This is a genomic window from Mangrovimonas sp. YM274 (assembly GCF_030908385.1).
GTDB lineage: Bacteria > Bacteroidota > Bacteroidia > Flavobacteriales > Flavobacteriaceae > Mangrovimonas_A.
The window spans coordinates 3621190-3642947 of the sequence record NZ_CP133091.1 but is presented as its reverse complement, the minus strand read 5'-3'; the positions used below and the strand labels follow the sequence as shown (position 1 = coordinate 3642947).

At 38.4% G+C, this 21758-nt stretch carries 16 protein-coding genes; 4 read left to right on the top strand and 12 right to left on the bottom strand.

Translation table 11 applies throughout. The features are described 5' to 3' along the window. Positions 1-169: 169 nt before the first annotated feature. From RBH95_RS15945 to RBH95_RS15890, 12 genes are all read right to left on the bottom strand, one after another. Complete coding sequence (locus RBH95_RS15945; RefSeq protein ID WP_307900556.1) at positions 170-2563, bottom strand: RND family transporter; 2394 nt, start codon at positions 2561-2563, stop codon at positions 170-172. 73 nt (positions 2564-2636) lie between these two features. Beyond that, positions 2637-3857: a hypothetical protein gene (locus RBH95_RS15940; RefSeq protein ID WP_307900555.1), complete on the bottom strand. Its 1221-nt coding sequence runs from the start codon at positions 3855-3857 to the stop codon at positions 2637-2639. 110 nt (positions 3858-3967) lie between these two features. Further along, positions 3968-4525, bottom strand: coding sequence for a ribosome recycling factor (gene frr / locus RBH95_RS15935; protein WP_307900554.1), 558 nt, complete (start codon positions 4523-4525; stop codon positions 3968-3970). Between the two features lie 47 nt (positions 4526-4572). Then, complete coding sequence (pyrH, locus tag RBH95_RS15930) at positions 4573-5280, bottom strand: UMP kinase (RefSeq protein ID WP_307900553.1); 708 nt, start codon at positions 5278-5280, stop codon at positions 4573-4575. A gap of 195 nt (positions 5281-5475) precedes the next feature. Continuing rightward, positions 5476-6450: a translation elongation factor Ts gene (gene tsf, locus RBH95_RS15925; RefSeq protein WP_307900552.1), complete on the bottom strand. Its 975-nt coding sequence runs from the start codon at positions 6448-6450 to the stop codon at positions 5476-5478. 90 nt (positions 6451-6540) lie between these two features. Next, positions 6541-7311 carry a 30S ribosomal protein S2 gene (gene rpsB, locus RBH95_RS15920; protein WP_307900551.1) on the bottom strand — a complete coding sequence of 257 codons (771 nt, stop codon included), beginning with the start codon at positions 7309-7311 and terminating at the stop codon, positions 6541-6543. 143 nt (positions 7312-7454) lie between these two features. Next, a complete protein-coding gene (gene rpsI / locus RBH95_RS15915) occupies positions 7455-7841 on the bottom strand; it encodes a 30S ribosomal protein S9 (protein ID WP_307900550.1) in 387 nt (128 codons plus the stop codon). After that, a complete protein-coding gene (gene rplM, locus RBH95_RS15910; protein WP_053976244.1) occupies positions 7841-8296 on the bottom strand; it encodes a 50S ribosomal protein L13 in 456 nt (151 codons plus the stop codon). The genes rpsI and rplM overlap by 1 nt, the downstream gene beginning before the upstream one ends. A 257-nt stretch (positions 8297-8553) precedes the next feature. Continuing rightward, the gene (locus RBH95_RS15905) at positions 8554-9639 is read right to left on the bottom strand and encodes an acyltransferase family protein (protein WP_307900549.1); all 1086 of its coding nucleotides are present in this window, start codon (positions 9637-9639) and stop codon (positions 8554-8556) included. 11 nt (positions 9640-9650) lie between these two features. Continuing rightward, positions 9651-10979: a sugar MFS transporter gene (locus RBH95_RS15900; RefSeq protein ID WP_307900548.1), complete on the bottom strand. Its 1329-nt coding sequence runs from the start codon at positions 10977-10979 to the stop codon at positions 9651-9653. Between the two features lie 21 nt (positions 10980-11000). After that, complete coding sequence (locus RBH95_RS15895; RefSeq protein ID WP_307900547.1) at positions 11001-11723, bottom strand: LytTR family DNA-binding domain-containing protein; 723 nt, start codon at positions 11721-11723, stop codon at positions 11001-11003. Beyond that, complete coding sequence (locus RBH95_RS15890; RefSeq protein ID WP_307900546.1) at positions 11720-12760, bottom strand: sensor histidine kinase; 1041 nt, start codon at positions 12758-12760, stop codon at positions 11720-11722. The genes RBH95_RS15895 and RBH95_RS15890 overlap by 4 nt, the downstream gene beginning before the upstream one ends. 240 nt (positions 12761-13000) lie before the next feature. On the opposite strand from RBH95_RS15890, the gene RBH95_RS15885 reads away from it, so the two are divergent. From RBH95_RS15885 to RBH95_RS15870, 4 genes are all read left to right on the top strand, one after another. Next, complete coding sequence (locus tag RBH95_RS15885) at positions 13001-16090, top strand: SusC/RagA family TonB-linked outer membrane protein (protein WP_307900545.1); 3090 nt, start codon at positions 13001-13003, stop codon at positions 16088-16090. 6 nt (positions 16091-16096) lie between these two features. Continuing rightward, positions 16097-17686, top strand: a complete 1590-nt coding sequence (locus RBH95_RS15880; protein WP_307900544.1) for a RagB/SusD family nutrient uptake outer membrane protein — start codon at positions 16097-16099, stop codon at positions 17684-17686. 94 nt (positions 17687-17780) lie between these two features. Continuing rightward, positions 17781-19709, top strand: coding sequence for a glucosamine-6-phosphate deaminase (nagB, locus tag RBH95_RS15875; RefSeq protein ID WP_307900543.1), 1929 nt, complete (start codon positions 17781-17783; stop codon positions 19707-19709). Between the two features lie 69 nt (positions 19710-19778). Next, positions 19779-21758: a beta-N-acetylhexosaminidase gene (locus tag RBH95_RS15870; protein WP_307900542.1), complete on the top strand. Its 1980-nt coding sequence runs from the start codon at positions 19779-19781 to the stop codon at positions 21756-21758.

Genomic DNA, 21758 nt, shown 5'->3' with positions numbered 1-21758 from the left:
ATTTAAAATGCAAATAGATTATTGGTTTTATGTTTTGAACTGCAAAGATAAAAAAGCCAAACGGCATTTTTATGGATTATCATTATTTAAATACGCCGGTACCATCTCCGTTCTAACCCATTTCTTCAATTTTGGAAACAATTCTTCAAAGGGAAGTATACCTATGTTTTTAAATGTCTTCCTCGTCGTCCTCTTCCGGAATGATATTGATAGAAGGTTCTCTCAATACTTCCTTATTGGCAATACTTCTCTCTAAGGATAATAACAAGGATGGTAACAGTAACAAATTGGATAGCATTGCTAATAACAATGTGGCAGATACCAATGCTCCCAAAGCCACGGTTCCTCCAAAACTTGAAATAGTAAATACTGAGAATCCAAAGAACAGTACTATAGATGTATAGAACATACTTACTCCCGTTTCACGAAGGGCACCAAATACCGATTTTCTGATTTTCCAGTGGTTGGCCTGCAGCTCCTGCCTGTATTTAGCCAAAAAGTGAATGGTATCGTCTACCGAAATTCCAAAGGCAATACTAAATACCAAAATGGTAGATGGCTTGATAGGCACTCCCAAGAATCCCATTAAACCGGCAGTTACCAATAGTGGTAACAAATTAGGGATCAAGGAGACTATAATCATTCTAAAAGAACGGAACATATATGCCATAAACAAGGATATCAAGAAAATGGCCAAAGACAATGAAATAATCAGGTTTTTAACCAAATATTTGGTTCCTTTTTGGAACACCAAGGCTTTACCAGTAAGTGTAATGGTATATTGTTCTTCAGGGAAAACTTTGTCAATTCTTGCTTGTAGATCTTCCTCTATGCGCTCCATTCTATCCGTACCTATGTCTTTCATAAATGTGGTAATACGTGCATATTGACCAGTACTGTCCACAAAGTTTTTTAATAAATCTACATCCGATGATGAGTTTTTGGCATATGATAAAATAAAGCTGTTTTCTTGACTGGTAGGCAACTGGTAGTATTTTGGGTTGCCGTTATAATAAGCTTGCTTAGAATATTTTAATAAACTTACTACCGAAATAGGCTTAGAGAATTCAGGTGTTTCATTGATGACTTCTTCCAACTCGTTCATACGTTTGAGTGTACTCAATTTCATCACTCCTTTTTTACGTTTGGTATCTATCATGATTTCCAAAGGCATGATACCGTTGAATTCGCTTTCAAAGAATCTGATGTCATCAAAGAATTCCGTGTCCTTTGGCATGTCTTCAATTAAGCTTCCGGAAATTTTTATTTGGTAAATACCAATGATGCTTGCTATCATTAGCACCAATGAAATGGAGTAAATAGCAATTTTGTGCTCTTTTACCATGCGTACCATCCATTCTACAAAAGTGCCTATCCAACGTTTGTTAAGGTGCTCTAAATGACGTTCCTTAGGGTAAGGCAAAAAGGTGTAGATGATAGGAATGATTAATAAACACAATACAAAAATCCCTAAAATACTCAGTGAGGCAACAATACCGAACTCCTTTAAAAGTTTACTTTCCGTTAAGATAAAAGTAGCAAAACCAGAAGCGGTTGTAATGTTGGTCATTAAGGTAGCATTCCCAATTTTGGTGATTACCCGTTGCAGGGATTTCACCTTGTTTCCGTGCAATTTTACCTCATGCTGGAATTTGTTGATCAGGAAAATACAATTAGGAATTCCAATAACGATGATTAATGGCGGGATTAAAGCCGTTAAAACCGTGATTTCATATTTCAACAAGCCTAATAATCCGAAGGTCCACATTACACCAATGCATACTACAATTAGCGATATAAAGGTGGCCCTAAATGATCGAAAGAAGAAAAAGAATATTAAAGACGTCACTAAAAGTGCCGCTCCTATAAACAGCCCAATTTCATCAATAATACTTTTAGCATTTAAAGTCCTAATATAAGGCATTCCCGAAACCCTTACATCCAGGTCGTTGGCAGCTTCAAATTCTTGTATTTTGGGTTCTAGTATTTGTTCTATAAAATCTTTTCTTAGTGAGGTGTTAACAATGTCCTTTTTCATGTAGATGGCTGTTCTCACCGTTTTGGTATCCTTATTGAAAAGGAAATTGTCATAAAAGGGATATTGTTCAAAGAGTTCCTGCTTCAGGCTATTGATTTGTGCCAGGGAATGAATGGAATCCTTAATGAAGGGCTCCAAATCAAATTTCTGGGCGTCGTTGTTTTTTACAAGCTTTTGAAGATCTTTTATGGAAACTACCGTTTCTACTTCATCATAGGGCTTAAAACTTTCCGATAGGTTGTTCCAAGCGTTTAGTTTGTCAACAGTGAATAGGGTAGAATCCTTTACTCCAATTACAATAAGGTTGCCTTCTTCTCCAAAGATATCAAGGAACTTGTTATAAGTGACATTAACCTCGTGGTCGTCTGGTAACAGATTGGCTTCGGTATAGGTGAAGCGCATATATTTCCATTGGTAGCTGAAGAATAACGTAACTGCTACGATACCAATTAAAATGGCAATTTTGTTACGTAAAATTAGTCTCGCAATGACTTCCCAAAAGCCTGTTGTAAATAGTTTGAGCATAGCTTGATAAAAACAGGCGACAAAGGTAGGAAAAACCTAAGGATTAGGTTGCAAATTAGATTATTTAATTCTGTTAAAGCGTGAGGTTGAAAGTGAACTTGAAAGCTATGTTATCTTCTTCTCTTGGTAGATGATACGCTCCGTAGCGGTAGGCAAAACTTAGACCAAAACCAAATAGCAATTTGTTGATTTCCACACCTGATTCCGTATAGCCTTTATCCAATGTTCCAAATGTTACGTTTTGGTGTCTTTCTATATGGTTCATATCTCCCAAAGCATATCTCGTAATTAATACCAATTGAGGTTGGTAGCGCTCGGTGATTTTAAATGGTTTGAAAAAGTGCTTTAATTGTAAAGTTGTAAACCTATCCGAGAAGAACTCGTTAAAGTACATGGTTTCAAAACTGTTGAGTCCCGCAACAGAAAAACGTTGCAAAATGGTTTCCTTGGTAATATTATTGGGATAGGTATGGTACAAATGGGTTAAAGGAGTTTTTCCTTTGGCAATGCCCGCTCGCATGGTAACTGTCGTTAAGGCATTGTTTGCGTGTTCTAATTGATAGACACTTCTAAAATCCAGTTTCAGAAAGTTAAAATCGCCGCCAAATAAGTTTTTATAGCTTTGCGTGTATTGTAATGTGAATTGGGGAAATCCCTTTTTAAGTTCCTTTAATTTGTCCTTAACATATTCGTATCGACTAAAAGGGCTCCATTGCAAGGAAACAATTGAAGTGGATAGATTAAAATCGTGATAGGATGTGTCGTCTATATAAAAAATGTAAGAATAGGTTGGAAGTACATCGGTCCTAGCCAATTGAATTTCTGATAGCAGGTGAGGAGAAATACGATGTTCCAAAGAAATGGTTCGGTTAATGAATCGATGGAATAGATCGATATTTAGAAGTCTTGGCTGAAATATTGTGAAAAATCGTTTGTCTGTCAAAAATGTGGAACTACCAGTTTCTTGAAGATCGTCTGTGTAGGCAACATTAATCCAAGTGTTGGAACGTGGTCTTATTCTAGTGCCTCCTCCAATGCTATATTTGAACTTGGCGTCCCGAAAGCCATAAGATAGATAACCAGTAACACGATATCTGTTGGAAAAGGCATCATTGGTTATAGCTCCTAGACCGGTTCGGAAACCTTCGTATTGGTTGAATTTTATTAAATAGCGTAAGTCGAAGTTGAAGTATTTAGTAGGAAAATAACCGTTACCAATGTTGGTGATAAAGGCTCTCCGTCTTAAAGAATCTTGCTGCGCTGTGGACTCACTGGCTGCGGTTTGCGACTGCATGGTTATTGCGGATACAACAAAAAATAGAAAAATGCAGAGCTTACGCATGTAGAGCTTAAAATAGTTGTTAAAATGAAATTTAAAAAAAGCGACATCCAATGTCGCTTTTTTTATACTGTCATGATTTCTTTCTCTTTTACAGCTAAAAGGTCATCTATTTTTTTAACGTATCTATCTGTGATTTCTTGTACGTCTATTTCACCATTTTTTTGAAGATCTTCAGAAACATCCGAAAGTTTTTTGATGTCATTGTTGGCATCTTTCCTTGCGCTTCGTACACCAATTTTGGCATCCTCAGCTTCCGTTTTGGCTTGTTTTACCAAATCTCTACGGCGTTCTTCTGTTAAAGGCGGAACGTTAATGATAATAGTCTCTCCGTTGTTCATGGGGTTAAACCCTAGGTTGGCCAACATAATGCCACGCTCAATTTCCTGTAGCATGCTTTTCTCCCAAGGTTGTACCGTAATGGTTCTACCATCTGGGGTATTTACATTGGCAACTTGGTTTAATGGGGTTTGAGAACCATAATAATCCACCATAACGCTTCCAAGCATAGCTGGACTAGCCTTTCCAGCTCTAATATTCACGAATTGTTTTTCCAAATGCTTAATGGCATTATCCATTGCTTCTTTGGTTGAATCTAATATAAATTGAATGTCTTCGTTCATTTTATGAAATTTAATGTGATTACAAAAAATAAGCTTTATGGTAAGGGCTATAAATTTACTTTAGTACCAATGTTTTCGCCAGAAACCACTTTTAAAAGATTGCCTTTTCTGTTCATGTCGAATACAATAATAGGCAATTGGTTTTCTTGGCTTAAGGTAAAGGCTGTAGTATCCATTACCTTTAAACCTTTTTGGAGTACATCTTCAAAGGTGATATGGTCAAATTTAACCGCAGTGTCGTCTTTTTCTGGATCGGCATTGTAAATTCCATCTACACGGGTACCTTTAAGAATTACATCCGCTTCTATTTCAATGGCACGCAATACAGCAGCAGAATCTGTAGTAAAATAAGGATTTCCTGTGCCTCCACCAAAAATAACTACGCGGCCTTTTTCTAGATGGCGCATGGCTTTACGACGTATAAAAGGTTCGGCTACTTCATTTATTTTGATAGCAGTTTGTAAACGTGTTGGGATGTCTGCATTTTCCAAGGCACTCTGTAAAGCCAATCCGTTGATTACCGTGGCCAACATGCCCATATGGTCTCCCTGTACGCGGTCCATACCGTTACTTGCTCCTGCTACACCTCTAAAAATATTTCCTCCGCCTATAACAATGGCTACTTCGACACCTTTGTCTGTTATAGATTTAATGTCATTGGCGTATTCAGCCAATCTTTCAGGGTCAATACCATATTGACGGCTTCCCATTAGTGCTTCTCCGGATAATTTTAGAAGTATTCTTTTGTATTTCATTAGTTTGAGACGATTTTTTTAAAAAGAATCTGTAAACTTTAAGTGCCTTTTGGTCAGTGGATATGAAAGCCAAAGACACCCAAATTCCAGTACTTTTGAAAGTTTAGCAAAACTACAATATTTTTTTGTTTTTGGGTTATAAAAAAAGCTTCTCGTAGAGGAGAAGCTTTTTAAATTTTATGAACAGGAATAGGATTATCCTACTGTTACACGTTTGAAATCTGTAATGCTTACATCACCGTAAGACTCAACATATTTGGCAACGTTGATTTTTTCATCTTTAATGAAGTTTTGATCCAACAAACATTTCTCTTGGTCTAGAGTAGTGTTGTCTGAGATGAAACGCTCCATTTTACCTGGTAAAATTTTGTCCCAAATTTGCTCTGGCTTACCTTCAGCTTTCAATTGTGCTTTAGCATCTTCTTCGGCTTGAGCCAATGCCTCATCAGTCAATTGCGCCATAGAGATAAATTTAGGTACGTTTTTAAGCGTTTTACCTAAACGAGCCAATTCTTCATTGTCTTTTTCGATAACTGCAATTCTAGCCTCAGTTTCAGAAGCGATATATGCAGGGTCAAAGTCTTTGTAAGACAAAGTAGTTGCTCCCATAGAAGCTACTTGCATTGCTACATCTTTTACCAATACATCAGCATTATCCACTTTAGCAGACAATCCAACTAAAGCACCAATTTTGTTGATGTGAACGTATTGTCCAACGTATGGAGCTTCCAATCTTTCAAAAGCAGTGATGTCAAGTTTTTCACCAATTACACCAGTTTGCTCAGTTAATTTGTCAGCAACAGTCATGCCGTCGATCTCAGCAGCCAATAAAGCCTCTTTAGAATCTACGGTAAGTGCCAAGTCAGCCAATTGGTTGGCAAGGGCCACAAAGTTTTCGTTTTTACCAACGAAGTCAGTTTCACATCCTAAAACGATAGTTACACCTACAGTGTTGTCGTCGTTTACTTTAGCAACAGCAGCACCTTCAGAAGAATCTCTGTCAGCTCTCTTTTCTGCTACTTTTTGACCTTTCTTACGTAAAACCTCGATAGCTTTGTCAAAATCACCTTCAGCCTCAACCAAAGCTTTTTTACAGTCCATCATACCGGCTCCAGTAGCCTGTCTTAGCTTATTTACTTCAGCAGCTGTAATTTTTACTGTACCTTCCATAAGTATTTTAATTTTTTAAAAAAAGTCGTTCAATTAATTTTCAACAAAGAAAAGAATTAAACGACTTATTTGTGTTTTGTAAATGTTATCTTATTCTTCTTCGTCACCAGCAACTTTAGCTTTAGCTGGTTTCTTTGCTGAAGTTTTACCTTCTTCTTTGGCAACTTTGTCCGATTTTCTTTCGGCCAAACCATCAGCGATAGCTGAAGTTACAAGAGATAAAACTTTATCTATAGATTTCGAAGCATCATCATTTGAAGGAATCAAATAGTCAACTTGACGTGGGTCAGAGTTGGTATCTACCATTGCAAAGATTGGAATGTTTAATTTTTGAGCTTCTTTAATTGCAATGTGCTCACGTTTGATATCCACTACAAACAAAGCTCCTGGCAAACGAGTCATGTCGCTGATAGATCCTAAGTTTTTCTCCAACTTGGCTCTTAAACGATCTACTTGTAAACGCTCTTTTTTAGATAGCGTGTTGAAAGTTCCATCTTTTTTCATTCTATCGATAGAAGCCATTTTCTTAACAGCTTTTCTGATAGTTACAAAGTTGGTCAACATTCCACCTGGCCATCTTTCGGTGATGTATGGCATGTTTACAGCGCCTGCTTTTTCAGCAACGATGTCTTTTGCTTGCTTTTTTGTAGCAACAAATAAGATTTTCTTTCCAGAAGCAGCAATTTTGTGAAGGGCTTCAGCAGTCTCCTCGATTTTTGCAGCTGTCTTGTAAAGATTGATGATATGGATGCCGTTACGCTCCATGTAGATGTAAGGAGCCATGTTTGGATCCCATTTTCTGGTCAAGTGACCAAAATGTACACCTGCTTCTAATAATTCTTTTACTTCTACTTTTTCCATTTTGTAATAGTTTACGTTCTGTTGATTAGCAATGGCTAAGTGGTCATGCTGGGCATTCGCCTTATCCATTTAGATGCTAAACTAAATCCTAACCTTAACAGGCTATGGACAACAAAAACTGGTTTGTTTCTTTTACTGTGGGATTAACGTTTAGAGAACTGGAATTTCTTACGAGCTTTCTTCTGACCGAATTTCTTACGCTCTACCATTCTTGGGTCTCTTGTCAATAAACCTTCTGGTTTTAAAACCAATCTGTTTTCTGCATCTAGCTCACACATAGCGCGAGAAATTGCCAAACGGATTGCTTCTGCCTGACCGGTAATACCACCGCCATATACATTAACAGTAATGTCAAAGTTGCCATCATTGTTAGTCATGGCCAAAGGTTGGTTTACTTTGTACTGTAACGTTGCAGTAGGAAAATAAACCGCCATGTCTTTTTTGTTAACCGTGATGTTCCCAGATCCTTGGGCTACATACACACGAGCAACAGCCGTCTTTCTACGGCCGATTTTGTGAATTACTTCCATTAATTGAATTCGTTTAAGTTAATTGTTTTTGGTTTTTGAGCCTCATGAGTATGAGCTGCACCAACAACAACATTTAGATTACGGAATAAGTTTGCTCCTAATTTGTTTTTAGGCAACATTCCTTTTACTGATTTTTCTACTAACCTTGCTGGATCTTTTCCAAACATCTCGGTAGCAGTTAAACTTCTTTGACCACCTGGGTAACCTGTGTGACGAATGTAGGTTTTGTCGTTCCACTTGTTTCCTGTCAAGTTGATTTTTTCTGCATTGATAACAATTACGTTATCTCCGCAATCAACGTGTGGTGTGAAGTTAGGCTTATGTTTACCTCTTAAAAGTTTTGCAACTTTTGAAGCTAAACGACCTAAAGTCTGACCTTCAGCGTCAACCAAAACCCACTCTTTGTTTACAGTAGCTTTGTTTGCTGAAATAGTTTTGTAGCTTAATGTGTCCACACTTACTTAATTTAAATTAAACATTCCTCTCTCAAAAAGAGTTTGCAAATTTACGATTATATATTTGATTACCAAATAGTGCGAGCTTAAATTTTATCAGTCAATTTAATAGAATAGTAGCTTCACATTAGTTGAACACTTTCAATATGTTAGGTCTGTTTGGGCGATTTTCTTGTTAACACCTGGTCAAAGGGTTTGTTTTCTTACCAGAAGCTTAAAAATTCTTTTGGCGAGGTTAAGACCGCTTGAAGTTTGGATTATACTTTTATAAAGACCTTTCTTGTATATAGAATATGTGCCAATACCATATAAAACATGACTACGGTTAATGCGTACAATAAAGATGATAACTCTTGGGAAATGATAGGAAAAGTGAAGACCTTATGGTAAAGCCATGAATGTACATTATGTGATTCACCAATAGGAATCAAGTAAAACGACTTTGAAATCAAACTAGATAGAAAGTAGATGACTATGGCATTCATGCCGACCTGCTTGAATATCGCTCCGAAAGATAGTTTCTTCACATCGGTAATATAATATATAATGGTGAGGATAAGTGTACCCCAACCACAGGTGACTAAAACGAAGCTGCTGCTCCATAAAGCTTTGTTGATGGGAATCCAAATACTCAATAAATATCCCGTTGCCAAAAGTATCACAATTGCTCGGGTCAAATACCTTAAGGGTGTTGGTCCGTCTAAAAGTTTCCCGATGAGAATTCCAGTAACACAACTCACGATTGAAGGCAATGTGCTCAGTAATCCTTCTGGGTCGTAATCTGCTTGCCACATATGTTGCCCAAAAACTTTAAGGTCTATATAATTGGCCCAATTATTTGGTGTTCGGTCCAAGCTTGATAAAGTACCGTTTGGAAAAGGAATCCATCCTAAAAAAATGGAATAGGATATTAAAATGGCAATGCTGATAAAAAGCAGCGTTCTTGGTTTGCAATTCAGATATAAGATAGAGGAAATCAAAAAGACGATTCCAATCCGTTGTAAAACACCCGGAATTCTGAAGGTGCTTAAGTCAGTAATAAATGGGAGATATGGGACAAATAGATTTAGAAAGAGTCCCAAGCTAATCAGTTTTAAACTTCTAATGGTTATTTTTCGATAGGTTGGGACTGTGTTGGGTTTGTTTTTGTACGAAAAATAGATGGAGATGCCCACAATAAATAGGAAGAATGGAAATATCAAGTCTGTTGGTGTGAGTCCATTCCATTCAGCATGCAATAGTGGTTGGTAGACATGACTCCAATCTCCGGGGGTGTTGACCAAAATCATGGCCACAATGGTGAATCCCCGTAAGAGGTCAACGGCTTCAATTCTATTTTTCATCAAAGAAAATATTAGCTGTTTTTGAATCTTATTTTGTGTCCGTAAAGGGCGTAAAAAAGAATCAAAACATAACATGGAATTAAAATCCAATAGCTAGAGGTGGAAGCTTCCGCAGCTGAATTTACGGCATCCGCACCACTGGCTAATAAGGCCTCCTTTTTATGGTCAACCAAGGTTCCGTACAATGGCGGAATTATGGCCCCTCCTGAGATCGCCATAATTAAAAGTGCCGATCCGGTTTTGGTGAATTTTCCAAGGCCTTTTAAAGCTAGAGGCCAAATAGCCGGCCATACCAAAGCATTGGCAATTCCTAGGGCTGCCACAAACAGCACAGAAGTAAAACCACTGGTCCATAAAATGCATATGGAAAACAAGATCCCCAAAACAGCACTGGCTTTTAGGGCAAAAACCTGACTCATATATTTAGGGATCAAAAAGACGCCTAAGGCATAGGTGAATACCATGGCCATTAAGGTAAAAAGCGTGAAGAATTTAGCCTCTTCAACAGGTAAATTCAAGGAGAGTCCGTAGGAAATAATAGTGTCACCTGCAATTACTTCGGCTCCTACATAAACAAAAAGTGCGATTACGCCCAACCATAAATGAGGGAATTGGAAGATGCTTGTTTTGGCGGTTTCACCTTCCTTTAATTCTTCTTGTTCTGCTTCAACATGTGGAAGGTTTACTTTTCTTATCAAGATTCCCAAAATGAATAAAACAACAGCCATAACAATGTATGGCATGACAACGCTATCGGCCATTTGATTAAGCAAAGAAGCTTTTTCAGTGGCGTCTACAATGCTTAATTTTTCTTTAATGTCATCAATTCCTGAAAGTAAAAGGGCTCCAAAAATCACCGACCCCAAAGCGCCGGCAACTTTGTTGGCAATCCCCATAATAGCAATACGTTTTGCAGCACTTTCAATAGGTCCCAAAATGGTAATATAAGGATTGGAGGCTGTTTGTAATAAGGTCATACCTGCACCTTGAATAAAAATTCCGGTAAGAAACACCCAATAAGTTCTGGCTTCGGCAGCGGGTATGAACAATAGGGCTCCTAGGGCCATGATGATTAGTCCAAGTGACATACTTTTTTTATAGCCAATTTTACCAATGATAAAAGAGGAGGGAAGTGCCATGACCACGAAGGAAATATAGGAGGCCGAGGCTACCAAATAGGATTGGGCATCGGTTAATTCGTTGATGGTTTTCATAAATGGAATCAAGGCCCCGTTGATCCAGGTAATGAATCCAAAAATGAAAAACAATCCGGCAATGACCAGAATAGGAAATAAGCTGCTTTGTTTTTGTGAAACGGGCATATCTATAGCTTTAGACATAAGTTAGGTTTTAATTTTGAGTTAGTTCTCTATATCTTCGGTGGTGTTGAAAATGCGCTCCTTGGTTTGTTTTAGGTAGTTTCTCCCAATGGGTATTTTTTTATTTGAAATCTCAATAGTATTTCCTTCAAGGGCCACAATTTTATTGATTGAAATGGTGTAGGACCTGTGTACCCTAATAAAATTGGATTGTGGCAATTCTTCACTAATAGCTGTAAGGGATTTGTGAACCACATAATCGCCCATGGTTGTGATGACTTTTATATAGTCCTTTAAGCTTTCTATATACAGAATGTCTCCCAAATTCACCTTAATCAGTTTTTTATTTACCTTAAGAAAAATATGAGGTTCCTGTTGAAGGTTGGAATCATTGCTTACATTGTTAAGATAAACCTGCTGGTATACCTTATTCATGGTTTTTAGAAAGCGTGTAAAAGGAATTGGTTTGACCAAATAATCCAAAACATTGAGTTCGAAACTCTTTACGGCATATTCCCGGTAAGCGGTGGTAATGACAATAAGAGGTTTGTGATTTAGGTTTTCGATAAAAGTGAAGCCGGACATTTGTGGCATATTGATATCCAGAAAAACAATATCTATTTTTTCCTGTTCCAAGAGGCTGTAAGCCTTCAGTGGATTATTAAAAGTGCCCAAAACTTCTACATGGTCAAAGTTCTTTAGGTGACTTTCGATCACTTCAATGGCCAACGATTCGTCATCTATGATTACGCACTTAATTTTCATTGGATAGGAATTTTTAAGTAAATGTTATAAGTGTCGTCTAAAATATCAGTTTCAAGGACATAATCATTGGAAAATAATAAATTTAACCTTCGTTTGGTGTTGGCAATCCCAATACCGTGGTTGTTTTCTTGAACAACTTCTGGGTTAAACGTATTGGATAATTTGAATTCCAAATAGTGTTTGTTGAGAATTTCAAAACTCATATTAATCTTGATATTGTCATTTCCTTTGAGGCCATGTTTGAAACAGTTTTCAATAAATGATAAAAACAGTAGAGGTGGTACTTGAACATCTTCAATATCTCCAGTAATGTCAAGTTCAGAATCTATGCGGTCCTTAAAACGAATTTGTTCTATGTCGATATAATTGTTGATATGGTTGATTTCTTCCAGCAAATTGGCTTTGGAGCTGTTCACTTCATACAGTACATATTGCATAATGTCCGAAAGTTTAATCACCAGCCTTGGAGCGTCATCCGATTTTTGTAGAGTGAGCGCGTAAAGGTTGTTTAAGGTGTTGAAGAAGAAATGTGGCTGTATTTGGGTTCTCAAAAATTTCAACTCCGTGCTCAGTTGTAATTTGGCAAGGTCTTCATTTCGTCGCAGTTCGATTGGCCAATCAATAAGCAGTTGTATGGCGGTTACAAAGGCCAAAACATACAGTTCTCCCAAAATTACAGCAATGAGGTGGTTGGTTTCAAGGAACTTTCCGGCCTCTTCGGCTTCTGGCCAAATTTCCTTGGTAACCAAAAGATAGTTGAGTCCTGTTCTCACCAAATAAACCAAGATAAGGATCCCTAAGAGCCATGCTATGTAGGTTTTGTATTTCCGCCTTAAAATGAATTTCGGAATGAGATAATATACATTGATATACACCACAATAATGTGGATTGGGAATTCAACAAGGTTGGATTTTAAGGAGTACCAATAGTCATTAAAATAGCTTCCCCATCGTACCACATTAAAGGTAAAGTACAGCAACCAAAACAGGATATGATACTTTAAAGGAATATTGTTAGCTATTTTTTTGTTTAGCAAGAGTTGAGGTTTTTGTTTTAAATGAATATTTGTGTTGTTGATTCTTTAAATAATTATGACAATTTTAGAAATATATTATGTGATTAGCAATAAAAATGACAATTGTTTATTTGTAGGAAATCGTTTATCGTTAATAGAATGTTGTCTGTGTGTTAATTCTTGTCGTTTATATATTTTTTTTCTTAATATTTTTCATCCTAGTTACTTTGGACATCAATAAACAACTAAACAATTCATTTTATGAAACACAATTTAAAAATGACGTTTTTGTGTTCATTGTTATTTTTTGCTGTAAACTTCACATTTGCGCAGGAAAAAACAGTGACCGGAACTGTTACTTCCCAGGCCAACGGGATGCCTATTCCAGGTGTCAATGTGTTGGTTGAAGGAACTACCCATGGGACGCAAACAGATTTTGATGGTAATTATACCTTAACGGCATCGGTTGGTGACGTACTTACTTTTAGTTATTTGGGAATGACCACCAAAAAGGTCACAGTTGCAGATAGCAATGTTATAAATGTGCAATTGGCGGAAGATACGGAGATGTTGGGAGAAGTTATTGTAACGGCTTTGGGGATTTCCAAAGAGAAAAAGGCCTTGACTTATTCGGCGCAAGAGGTAAGTGGTGATGAGCTTACCAAAGTGAAACAAACCAACCCTATTAATAGTTTGTCTGGTAAGTCTGCCGGGGTTACTATTTCAAGAAGTTCTTCTGGTTTGGGTGGTGCTGTAAAAGTGGTTTTGAGAGGTAATGCCTCTACAAGTGATAATGATCCATTATATGTAATTGATGGTATTCCAATGCTTAATAGTGGAAACGGTTCTAACGGAAATGAACCCGGTACAGATATTTTTGGTAGCCAGACAGGAAACCGTGATGGAGGAGATGTCATGTCCATGATCAACCCTGACGATATAGAAAGCATGACGGTTTTAAAAGGAGCCTCGGCTTCGGCTTTGTATGGAAGTCAAGGAGCAAATGGTGTGATTTTAATTACTACTAAAAAAGGTAAGGAGGGAACTTTAGCTGTAAACTTTACTTCTAATTTTACTGTGGACAATGTGATGTCTTTGCCTGAGCTGCAATCGGAATACCAAAGTGTTTCTGTTGGACAACCCATAGCTGAAAATGGAAGGGTAGTAGATGCTAAATCTTGGGGAGATAAAGAAGGTGGTTTGTCTAACGACCCTAAAGACTTCTTCAATACTGGATTTACTTCTATTAGTTCCATGTCGCTAACAGCGGGGAACCAAAAGGCCCAAACCTATTTTTCTTATGCTAATACTATTGGAGAAGGCGTGATTCCTGAGAACCGTTTGGTGAGAAATAATATTACTCTTAGGGAAACAGCTAAGTTTCTAGATGAAAAAATTGATGTATCTGCAAGTATTAATTTATCAGACCAACGTATTTGGAACCGTCCAACAAATGGTTTGTATTCAAACCCATTGACTGGCGTGTATTTGCATCCTGTAGGGATTGATAGAGATATCTACAAAAACAAATATGAATATTTCAATACGGCTTTGAACCAAATGGATCAATATGCTACGTCTTTTGATGAGAATATTCAACAAAACCCATATTGGTTAATTCATAGAAGTCCGAGTAAGGATATTGCGCAGCGTGTATATGCAAACCTATCTGTTAAGTATCAAATTACAAATGCGCTTTCCTTGCAGTCTAGAGGAAGTTACGATAAGTCGTTTTTCACTTTTGATAAGAGACAATATGCGGGAACAGATCCTGTGAACTCAGGGGATAATGGTCGTTATATTCTTGAGAAAACAGAAAACTCACAACAGTACATCGACTTCATTTTAAACTATAATAAAGATTTTTCGGAGAATTTCACCTTTAGTGGAATTTTAGGATCTAGTTTGACGAAATACACGATTGGCGATCAGGTTTATTTGGATTCAGGAAGAGATGGTGCTGGCTTGATTTATCCTAATGTCTTTACAATTGCCAACTTTGCCAATACCAACAATATTCGCCAATCTGTAGGAAGAAGAGAGGTGCAGTCGGTATTTGGGTCGGCTAACTTTGGTTTCAAGGATATGATATTCTTGGATGTTACCGGAAGAAGCGATTGGTCTTCAACCTTGGTGAATACCGATTCGAATTCCTTCTTTTATCCATCGATTGGTTTAACCACTGTACTATCTGAAATGTTCGATATGCCAGATGGTATTTCCTTTGCGAAGCTTCGCGGATCGTATGCCGAAGTTGGATCGGATATTCCGGTGTATGCTACTATTCCTCTTAATTCTATCAATGCTACCAATACGGGAATTGGAACAGCGCCTTTTGCACCTTTGGAAGGGGAAACATTAGATCCTGAAAGACAAAAGTCCTTTGAAATTGGAACCGAGTGGCGCTTTTTCAACAATCGCTTAGGATTCGACTTTACTTATTACAACACCAATACTTTCAATCAAATCTTTTACATTCAGGCGGAGCCAAATCCAAATGGATATTCACAAAACATTGTAAATGCCGGTGAGATTTCAAATGAAGGTTTTGAGATTGTGTTGAATGCAACGCCGGTACAGACAGATAAATTCTCTTGGGAGTCTTCTGTGAATTTTGCCCAAAACAATAATGAAGTGATTTCTGTACATCCATCTCTACAGGATGGTGAGGCAATTATTACGGCTAGAGGAGTGAACGGATATGAGTATTCCTTAATTGAAGGAGAAGATTTTGGAAGCATTAAAGCGCGTTCCTTGGTAAGAGACGAAAATGGCACACCTGTAATTAATTCTTCAGGAACCCTAATGTCAACCGATTTTGAAACTGTGGCGCACGCCCAGCCAGATTTTACTCTTGGTTGGAACAATACGTTTGAATTTGGGAACTTCACTTTAAATGTTTTGATAGACGGGAAGTTTGGTGGTGATGTTATGAGTGTTACCGAAGCAGTAAATGATAAGTATGGAGTGTCTCAAGCTTCAGCTGATGTTAGAAATACCAACGGAGGTATGGTTGATGTGGTTGATGAAAGTGGTGTGGCTTCTCAAATCACAGCACAGGAGTATTTCAATGCTATTGGCGGAAGAGATGGTATGTTAGGTGAATATGTATATGATGCTACCAATGTGAGCTTAAGAGAATTGTCTTTAGGGTATAGACTAAATCTTCAGGACAAGTTTATTGACGATGTAAGCTTCTCTTTGATTGCCAATAACTTGTTCTTCTTTTATAAAGATGCACCGTTCGATCCTAATGTGGCTGCTAGTACAGGTTTGGGGCTTCAGGGAGTGGATATCTATAACCAACCTTCTACAAGAAGTATCGGGTTAAACATTAACGTAAATTTCTAAAACGCTATGAAACACATAACAAAATATACCCTAGCCTCTCTAGTGGCTATGAGTTTGATAAACTGTACTGGGGATTTTGAGGATATCAATACCGATCCAAATGGGATCTCACAGGCCAGTTTAACACAACAAAACAACCATATTGGATCTCGTTTTTCACCACTTTTTTCAAATGTCATTCGTGTAGAGCCAGCTTGGAACTACCAATTGCAACAAAACTTGAATGCCGATGTGTTTTCTGGTTACATGACGGCGCCAACACCTTTTGCAGGAAACATCAATAACCAAACCTACGCCTTGGTAAATGGGTGGAACGGATTTATTTGGAGCGATGCGTATGATGCGGCTAACGGAAATGGTGTCATGCCATATGCTCGTGAGATCTGGCAGCAAGTGGAATTATCGGGAGATGAGAGTGGCTACAAATTTGTGTATTTGGCAAACATCATTAAGGTAATGGCTATGCATCGTGTTTCCGACGTCTTCGGACCTATTCGTTATACAAAATACAACGATTACGAAACCACTGGGCAATATGATTCCCAAGAAGAAGCTTATGCTGCGTTCTTTGCTGATTTGGATGAGGCTATCGATGGCTTGGAGGCATATGTAGGTGATGCTCAATTTGTAGCTTTCGATCAATCTAGTTTTGCTGGTGATATTGCCAAATGGAGAACTTTTGCGAATTCCTTGAGATTGCGCTTGGCAATTAGAGTGTCTAAAGTGAATCCAACTTTGGCACAAACAGAAGGTGAAAAAGCATTTAACAGTAATGCAGGACTATTAGATGAAACTATGACCATTGATATGGGAGGTTTTGTGCACCCAATCTATACCATCAGTAAAGTTTGGGGAGATATCTGTATGAGTGCTGAAATGGAATCGATTCTAAAGGGATTCAATGATCCAAGAATTGCCAAATTTTTTGATGCGCCTTTGGATGAAGCCTTAGGGGATTACAAGGGCATCAGACAGGGAATTGAAATTGAAGCGAAAGCGCAATACGGAAGCCACTCTTTAATTGGCGAAGCAGTTGAAGGCGATTCAAAAGTATGGATGACGGCAGCTGAAATTCATTTCTTAAAAGCTGAAGCGGCTCTTAGGGGTTGGACTGGTGCAGGAGATGCTCAGGCTAATTATGAAGCGGGTGTGATGGCATCTTTTGCACAATTTGGTGTTGGTGGTGCTGATGCTTATTTAGCGGATGCTACAAGTACTCCAAATGATTTTATAGATGCTTTAAATCCTGATAATGACTACGCCTATCCAAGTGACGTGACCGTGGCCTTTAATGCGGCAGGAACCAATGAGGAAAAATTGGAGCAAATCATTACCCAAAAATGGATTGCTATGTTCCCTGATGGACAAGAGGCCTGGAGCGAATTTAGACGTACAGGATATCCAAGAGTGTTCCCTGTAGTGGTAAATAACAGCGGCGGTGAAATAGATACGGATATTCAAATTAGACGTATCAATTTCGTGGACAATGAAATCAATACCAATGGGGAGAATGTCCAAACTGCGGTAGGCTATCTTAATGGTCCCGATACAGGAGGGACGCGTTTATGGTGGGATACGGGAGGATCTAACTTTTAAATTTTTTTCATATTCATTTAAGTTAGCAGAAAGGCAAGCGGGAGTTCAATTTTCCGCTTGTTTTATCAACATATCATTTAAAAAGAAATTTAGCATGAAACTGGATATTGCAGATTATAACAGTATCGTATATAGGGAAGCGGGGAAGTTTGAGGAAACCCGTTTTGAAAAAATCCACAACGTTATCTTTAAAACTTCCAATGAGGCCTCCATTTTGGTGGCTCATGAAATTGCTGATTTGATTCGGGTGAAGGCGGCCAAAAACCAACCTTGTGTGTTGGGGTTGGCAACAGGGTCGTCTCCCATTAAGGTGTATGAGGAGCTTGTTCGCATGCACAAAGAGGAGGGGTTGAGTTTTGTCAATGTGATTACATTCAACCTAGATGAGTATTATCCTATGGATAAAAGCAATATTCAAAGTTACCATTACTTTATGCACCAGCACTTGTTCGATCATGTCGATATTTTGCCAGAGAATGTTCATATTCCAGACGGTAAAGTAAGTCCGGATGAACTGTATCAATATTGTATTGATTATGAATTGAAAATTAAAGCTGTTGGTGGTATAGATTTTCAGTTGTTGGGAATTGGAAGAACGGGACATATTGGTTTTAACGAACCAGGATCGCATTATAATTCTGCTACGCGAAGTATTACCTTGGATCACTTAACTAGAAGTGATGCGGCGCATTCCTTTCTTGGAATCGACAATGTTCCTAGAAAAGCCATCACCATGGGCGTGGGAACGGTTAGAAATGCCCGAAGAATCGTCCTGTTGGCTTGGGGTGTGAGTAAGGCGGAAATCATCAAAAAAACTATAGAAGGGGAAATTACGGCCCATGTTCCTGCTACTTATTTACAGGAGCACGACAATACTACTTTTGTGCTTGATGAAGGCGCTTCGGAAGAATTAACACGTGTGAAAACACCATGGTTGGTAACGTCCTGTGTGTGGACCGAAGAACTTAAACTGAAAGCAGTAGTTTGGTTAAGTGAGTTGACAGGGAAGCCTATTTTGAAGTTAACCGATAAGGATTATAACGATAATGGGATGTCAGGATTGCTTACTGAAGAGGGCACCGCCTACGATTTGAATATTAAAATGTTCAATAAGTTGCAGCATACCATTACCGGTTGGCCGGGAGGGAAACCAAATGCAGATGACTCCAATCGGCCAGAACGTGCTAATATTCCTAAGAAACGGGTCATAATTTTTAGTCCGCACCCTGATGATGATGTCATTTCTATGGGCGGCACTTTCGATCGATTGGTGGAGCAAGGGCATGAGGTTCATATTGCTTATCAAACCTCAGGAAACATTGCAGTGTCTGATGAAGAAGCTTTAAAGTTTGCAGAAATCTCCAAAGCCTTGAATTCGCATTCTAACGGAGCTGATATTATCATTGAGTTTTTAAAGAAGAAAACTCAAAATGATGTTGATTCATTGGAAGCGAGAAAGCTCAAGGCTATGATTCGTCGAAGTGAGTCTTTGGCAGCGACTAGGTATTTGGGATTGCCCGATGATCAAGTACACTTTTTGGACTTGCCTTTTTATGAAACGGGGACTATTAAAAAGAACAATTTGTCTCAAGATGATTTGGAAATCATGTGCAATCTTATAGAGAACATCAAACCGCATCAAATTTATGCCGCAGGTGATTTGGCCGATCCGCATGGAACCCACAAAGTGTGTTTGGATGTTTTGTTTGAAGCTTTGGATGTATTAAAACAAAGGGACTACATGAAAGACTGTTGGGTTTGGTTGTACCGTGGTGCTTGGCATGAATGGGAAACCTATCAAATAGAGATGGCAGTGCCTTTAAGTCCGGACCAAGTACTCAGAAAACGTCATGCAATTTTCTATCACCAAACACAAAAGGACGGGGTGATGTTTCAAGGGGATGACTCCAGGGAATTTTGGGTGAGGGTAGAGGACAGAAATCGATTGACTGCCAAAAAATATAACGATTTAGGCTTGGCGGAATACGCCGCTATAGAAGCTTTTAAGCGATACCACTTTTAGTTTATGAAACAATTATTAAGGATTTTTTTCTTCCTAATGGCCTTTGTGGGATATTCCCAAAATAGCCTCATGGAAACATACAATCTGATGCCTTGGCCATCAGAGATTAGGGAACATAATACTAGGTTGGTTGTTGACTCAGAACTTACTATTTCCATTAACGGAAATAGTAAGGGACGTGTTTATACGACGGCTACAAAGTTTTTAAGACGATTGTCTGGGAGAACAGGTGTGTTCCTTGACCAAGGATTTCCTGTGGAAGATGCTCAGGGAACGATTCAAATTGCATTTGATGAGGTTTCCAATTTAACCATTGAAACAGACGAATCGTATTCTTTGGAGATTAAGGAGAATAATGTTTTGATAAAAGCCAAAACCGATGTTGGTGCTATGAGGGCCTTGGAAACCTTGCTGCAAACAGTGGCTTCCAATGAAACTCAATACTACTTTCCAGGGCTTTCCATTAATGATCAGCCGCGTTTTGTTTGGCGAGGTTTGATGATTGATGTAGCGAGACATTTTCAGCCAGTAGATGTTTTAAAGCGAAATTTAGACGCCATGGCTTCCGTGAAAATGAATGTGTTTCATTGGCATTTGATAGATGATCAAGGTTTTCGGATAGAGTCTAAGGTGTTTCCTGAGCTTACGGAATTGGCTTCAGATGGTTTGTTTTATACCCAAGAACAAATCAAGGATGTGGTGGCATATGCAGATAAGTTAGGGATTCGCGTGGTGCCTGAATTTGATGTACCCGGGCATGCCTCGGCTATTTTAACGGCTTTTCCAGAACTAGGGAGTAAGCCTGGGTATGTGTATGAGGTGGAACGTTATTCTGGAGTTTTTGACCCTACGTTGGATCCGACAAATGATAAAACCTATATGTTCTTGGAGCGTTTGTTTACAGAAATGACTCCTTTGTTTCCGGATGCCTATTTTCATATTGGTGGAGACGAGAATGAAGGCAAACATTGGGATGAGAATGAGCAAATTCAAAAGTTTAAGCAAAAACATAAATTGAAGACGAATCATGATCTTCAAACCTATTTCAATATTAAGTTAGAGGTTATTCTGAATAAATTAGGCAAAAAGTTGATGGGCTGGGATGAAATCATGACAGAAAACATGCCAACAACGGCGGTAATTCATTCTTGGAGAGGCGAAAATGAAGGATTTTCAAAAGGAGAAACAATGATTGCTGCAGCCAAGTCGGGCTACAATACGGTATTGTCCGATGGATTTTATATCGATAGGATGCAATCTGTGGTGGAGCATTATTCGGTAGAGCCCATTGGCGATGCCAAATTGACTACTGAAGAGCGTAAACGTATTTTGGGTGGTGAAGTAACGATGTGGAGTGAATTGGTAACACCGTTGACAATTGATTCTAGAATTTGGCCAAGAACGGCAGCTATTGCTGAACGATTTTGGTCACCAAAGGAAGTGAATGATGTTGATTTGATGTTACCTCGTCTTGATGAGGTGAGTTTTAGATTGGAGGAATTGGGGATCACACATCTCAAAAACCGTGATGTCATTTTAAGAATGATGACCAATAATCAAAATATTCAGCCGTTGGTTGAAATGTCAAATATTTGTGAGCCTTTAGAAATTTATACAAGAAATGAAAACGGTACCGAGTACAAAACCTATTCGCCATTTACTTTGTTTGCAGATGCTTGTGTTGCCGATGCAGTAGACAAGTTTGCAATTAAGAAAAGTGTTCAAAACTTCGTAGCGAATCCTTCCGATAAGTCTAAACAAAGCGTGTTGGAGTGGTTGCATGTTTGGGAGGTAAATCATCAGGAAATGGAGAAAATTCAAAATTTGCCAAATGTTCAGCCACTTCTCCCATTGTCTGAATCTTTAAGTGAAACAGCGTCATTGTTGGCTAAAATCCTTAATGATAAGCAGGTTTCCCAAAAGCAGTTGGGGGAACTAAAGGCATTAATACAAGCACTTAAAGCGCCATATGTGGATGTGGAACTTGTGATTGCTGAAGATTTGGAAGAACTGGTGCTGTTCGCTGAACAAAACTACTTAAGAAAATAG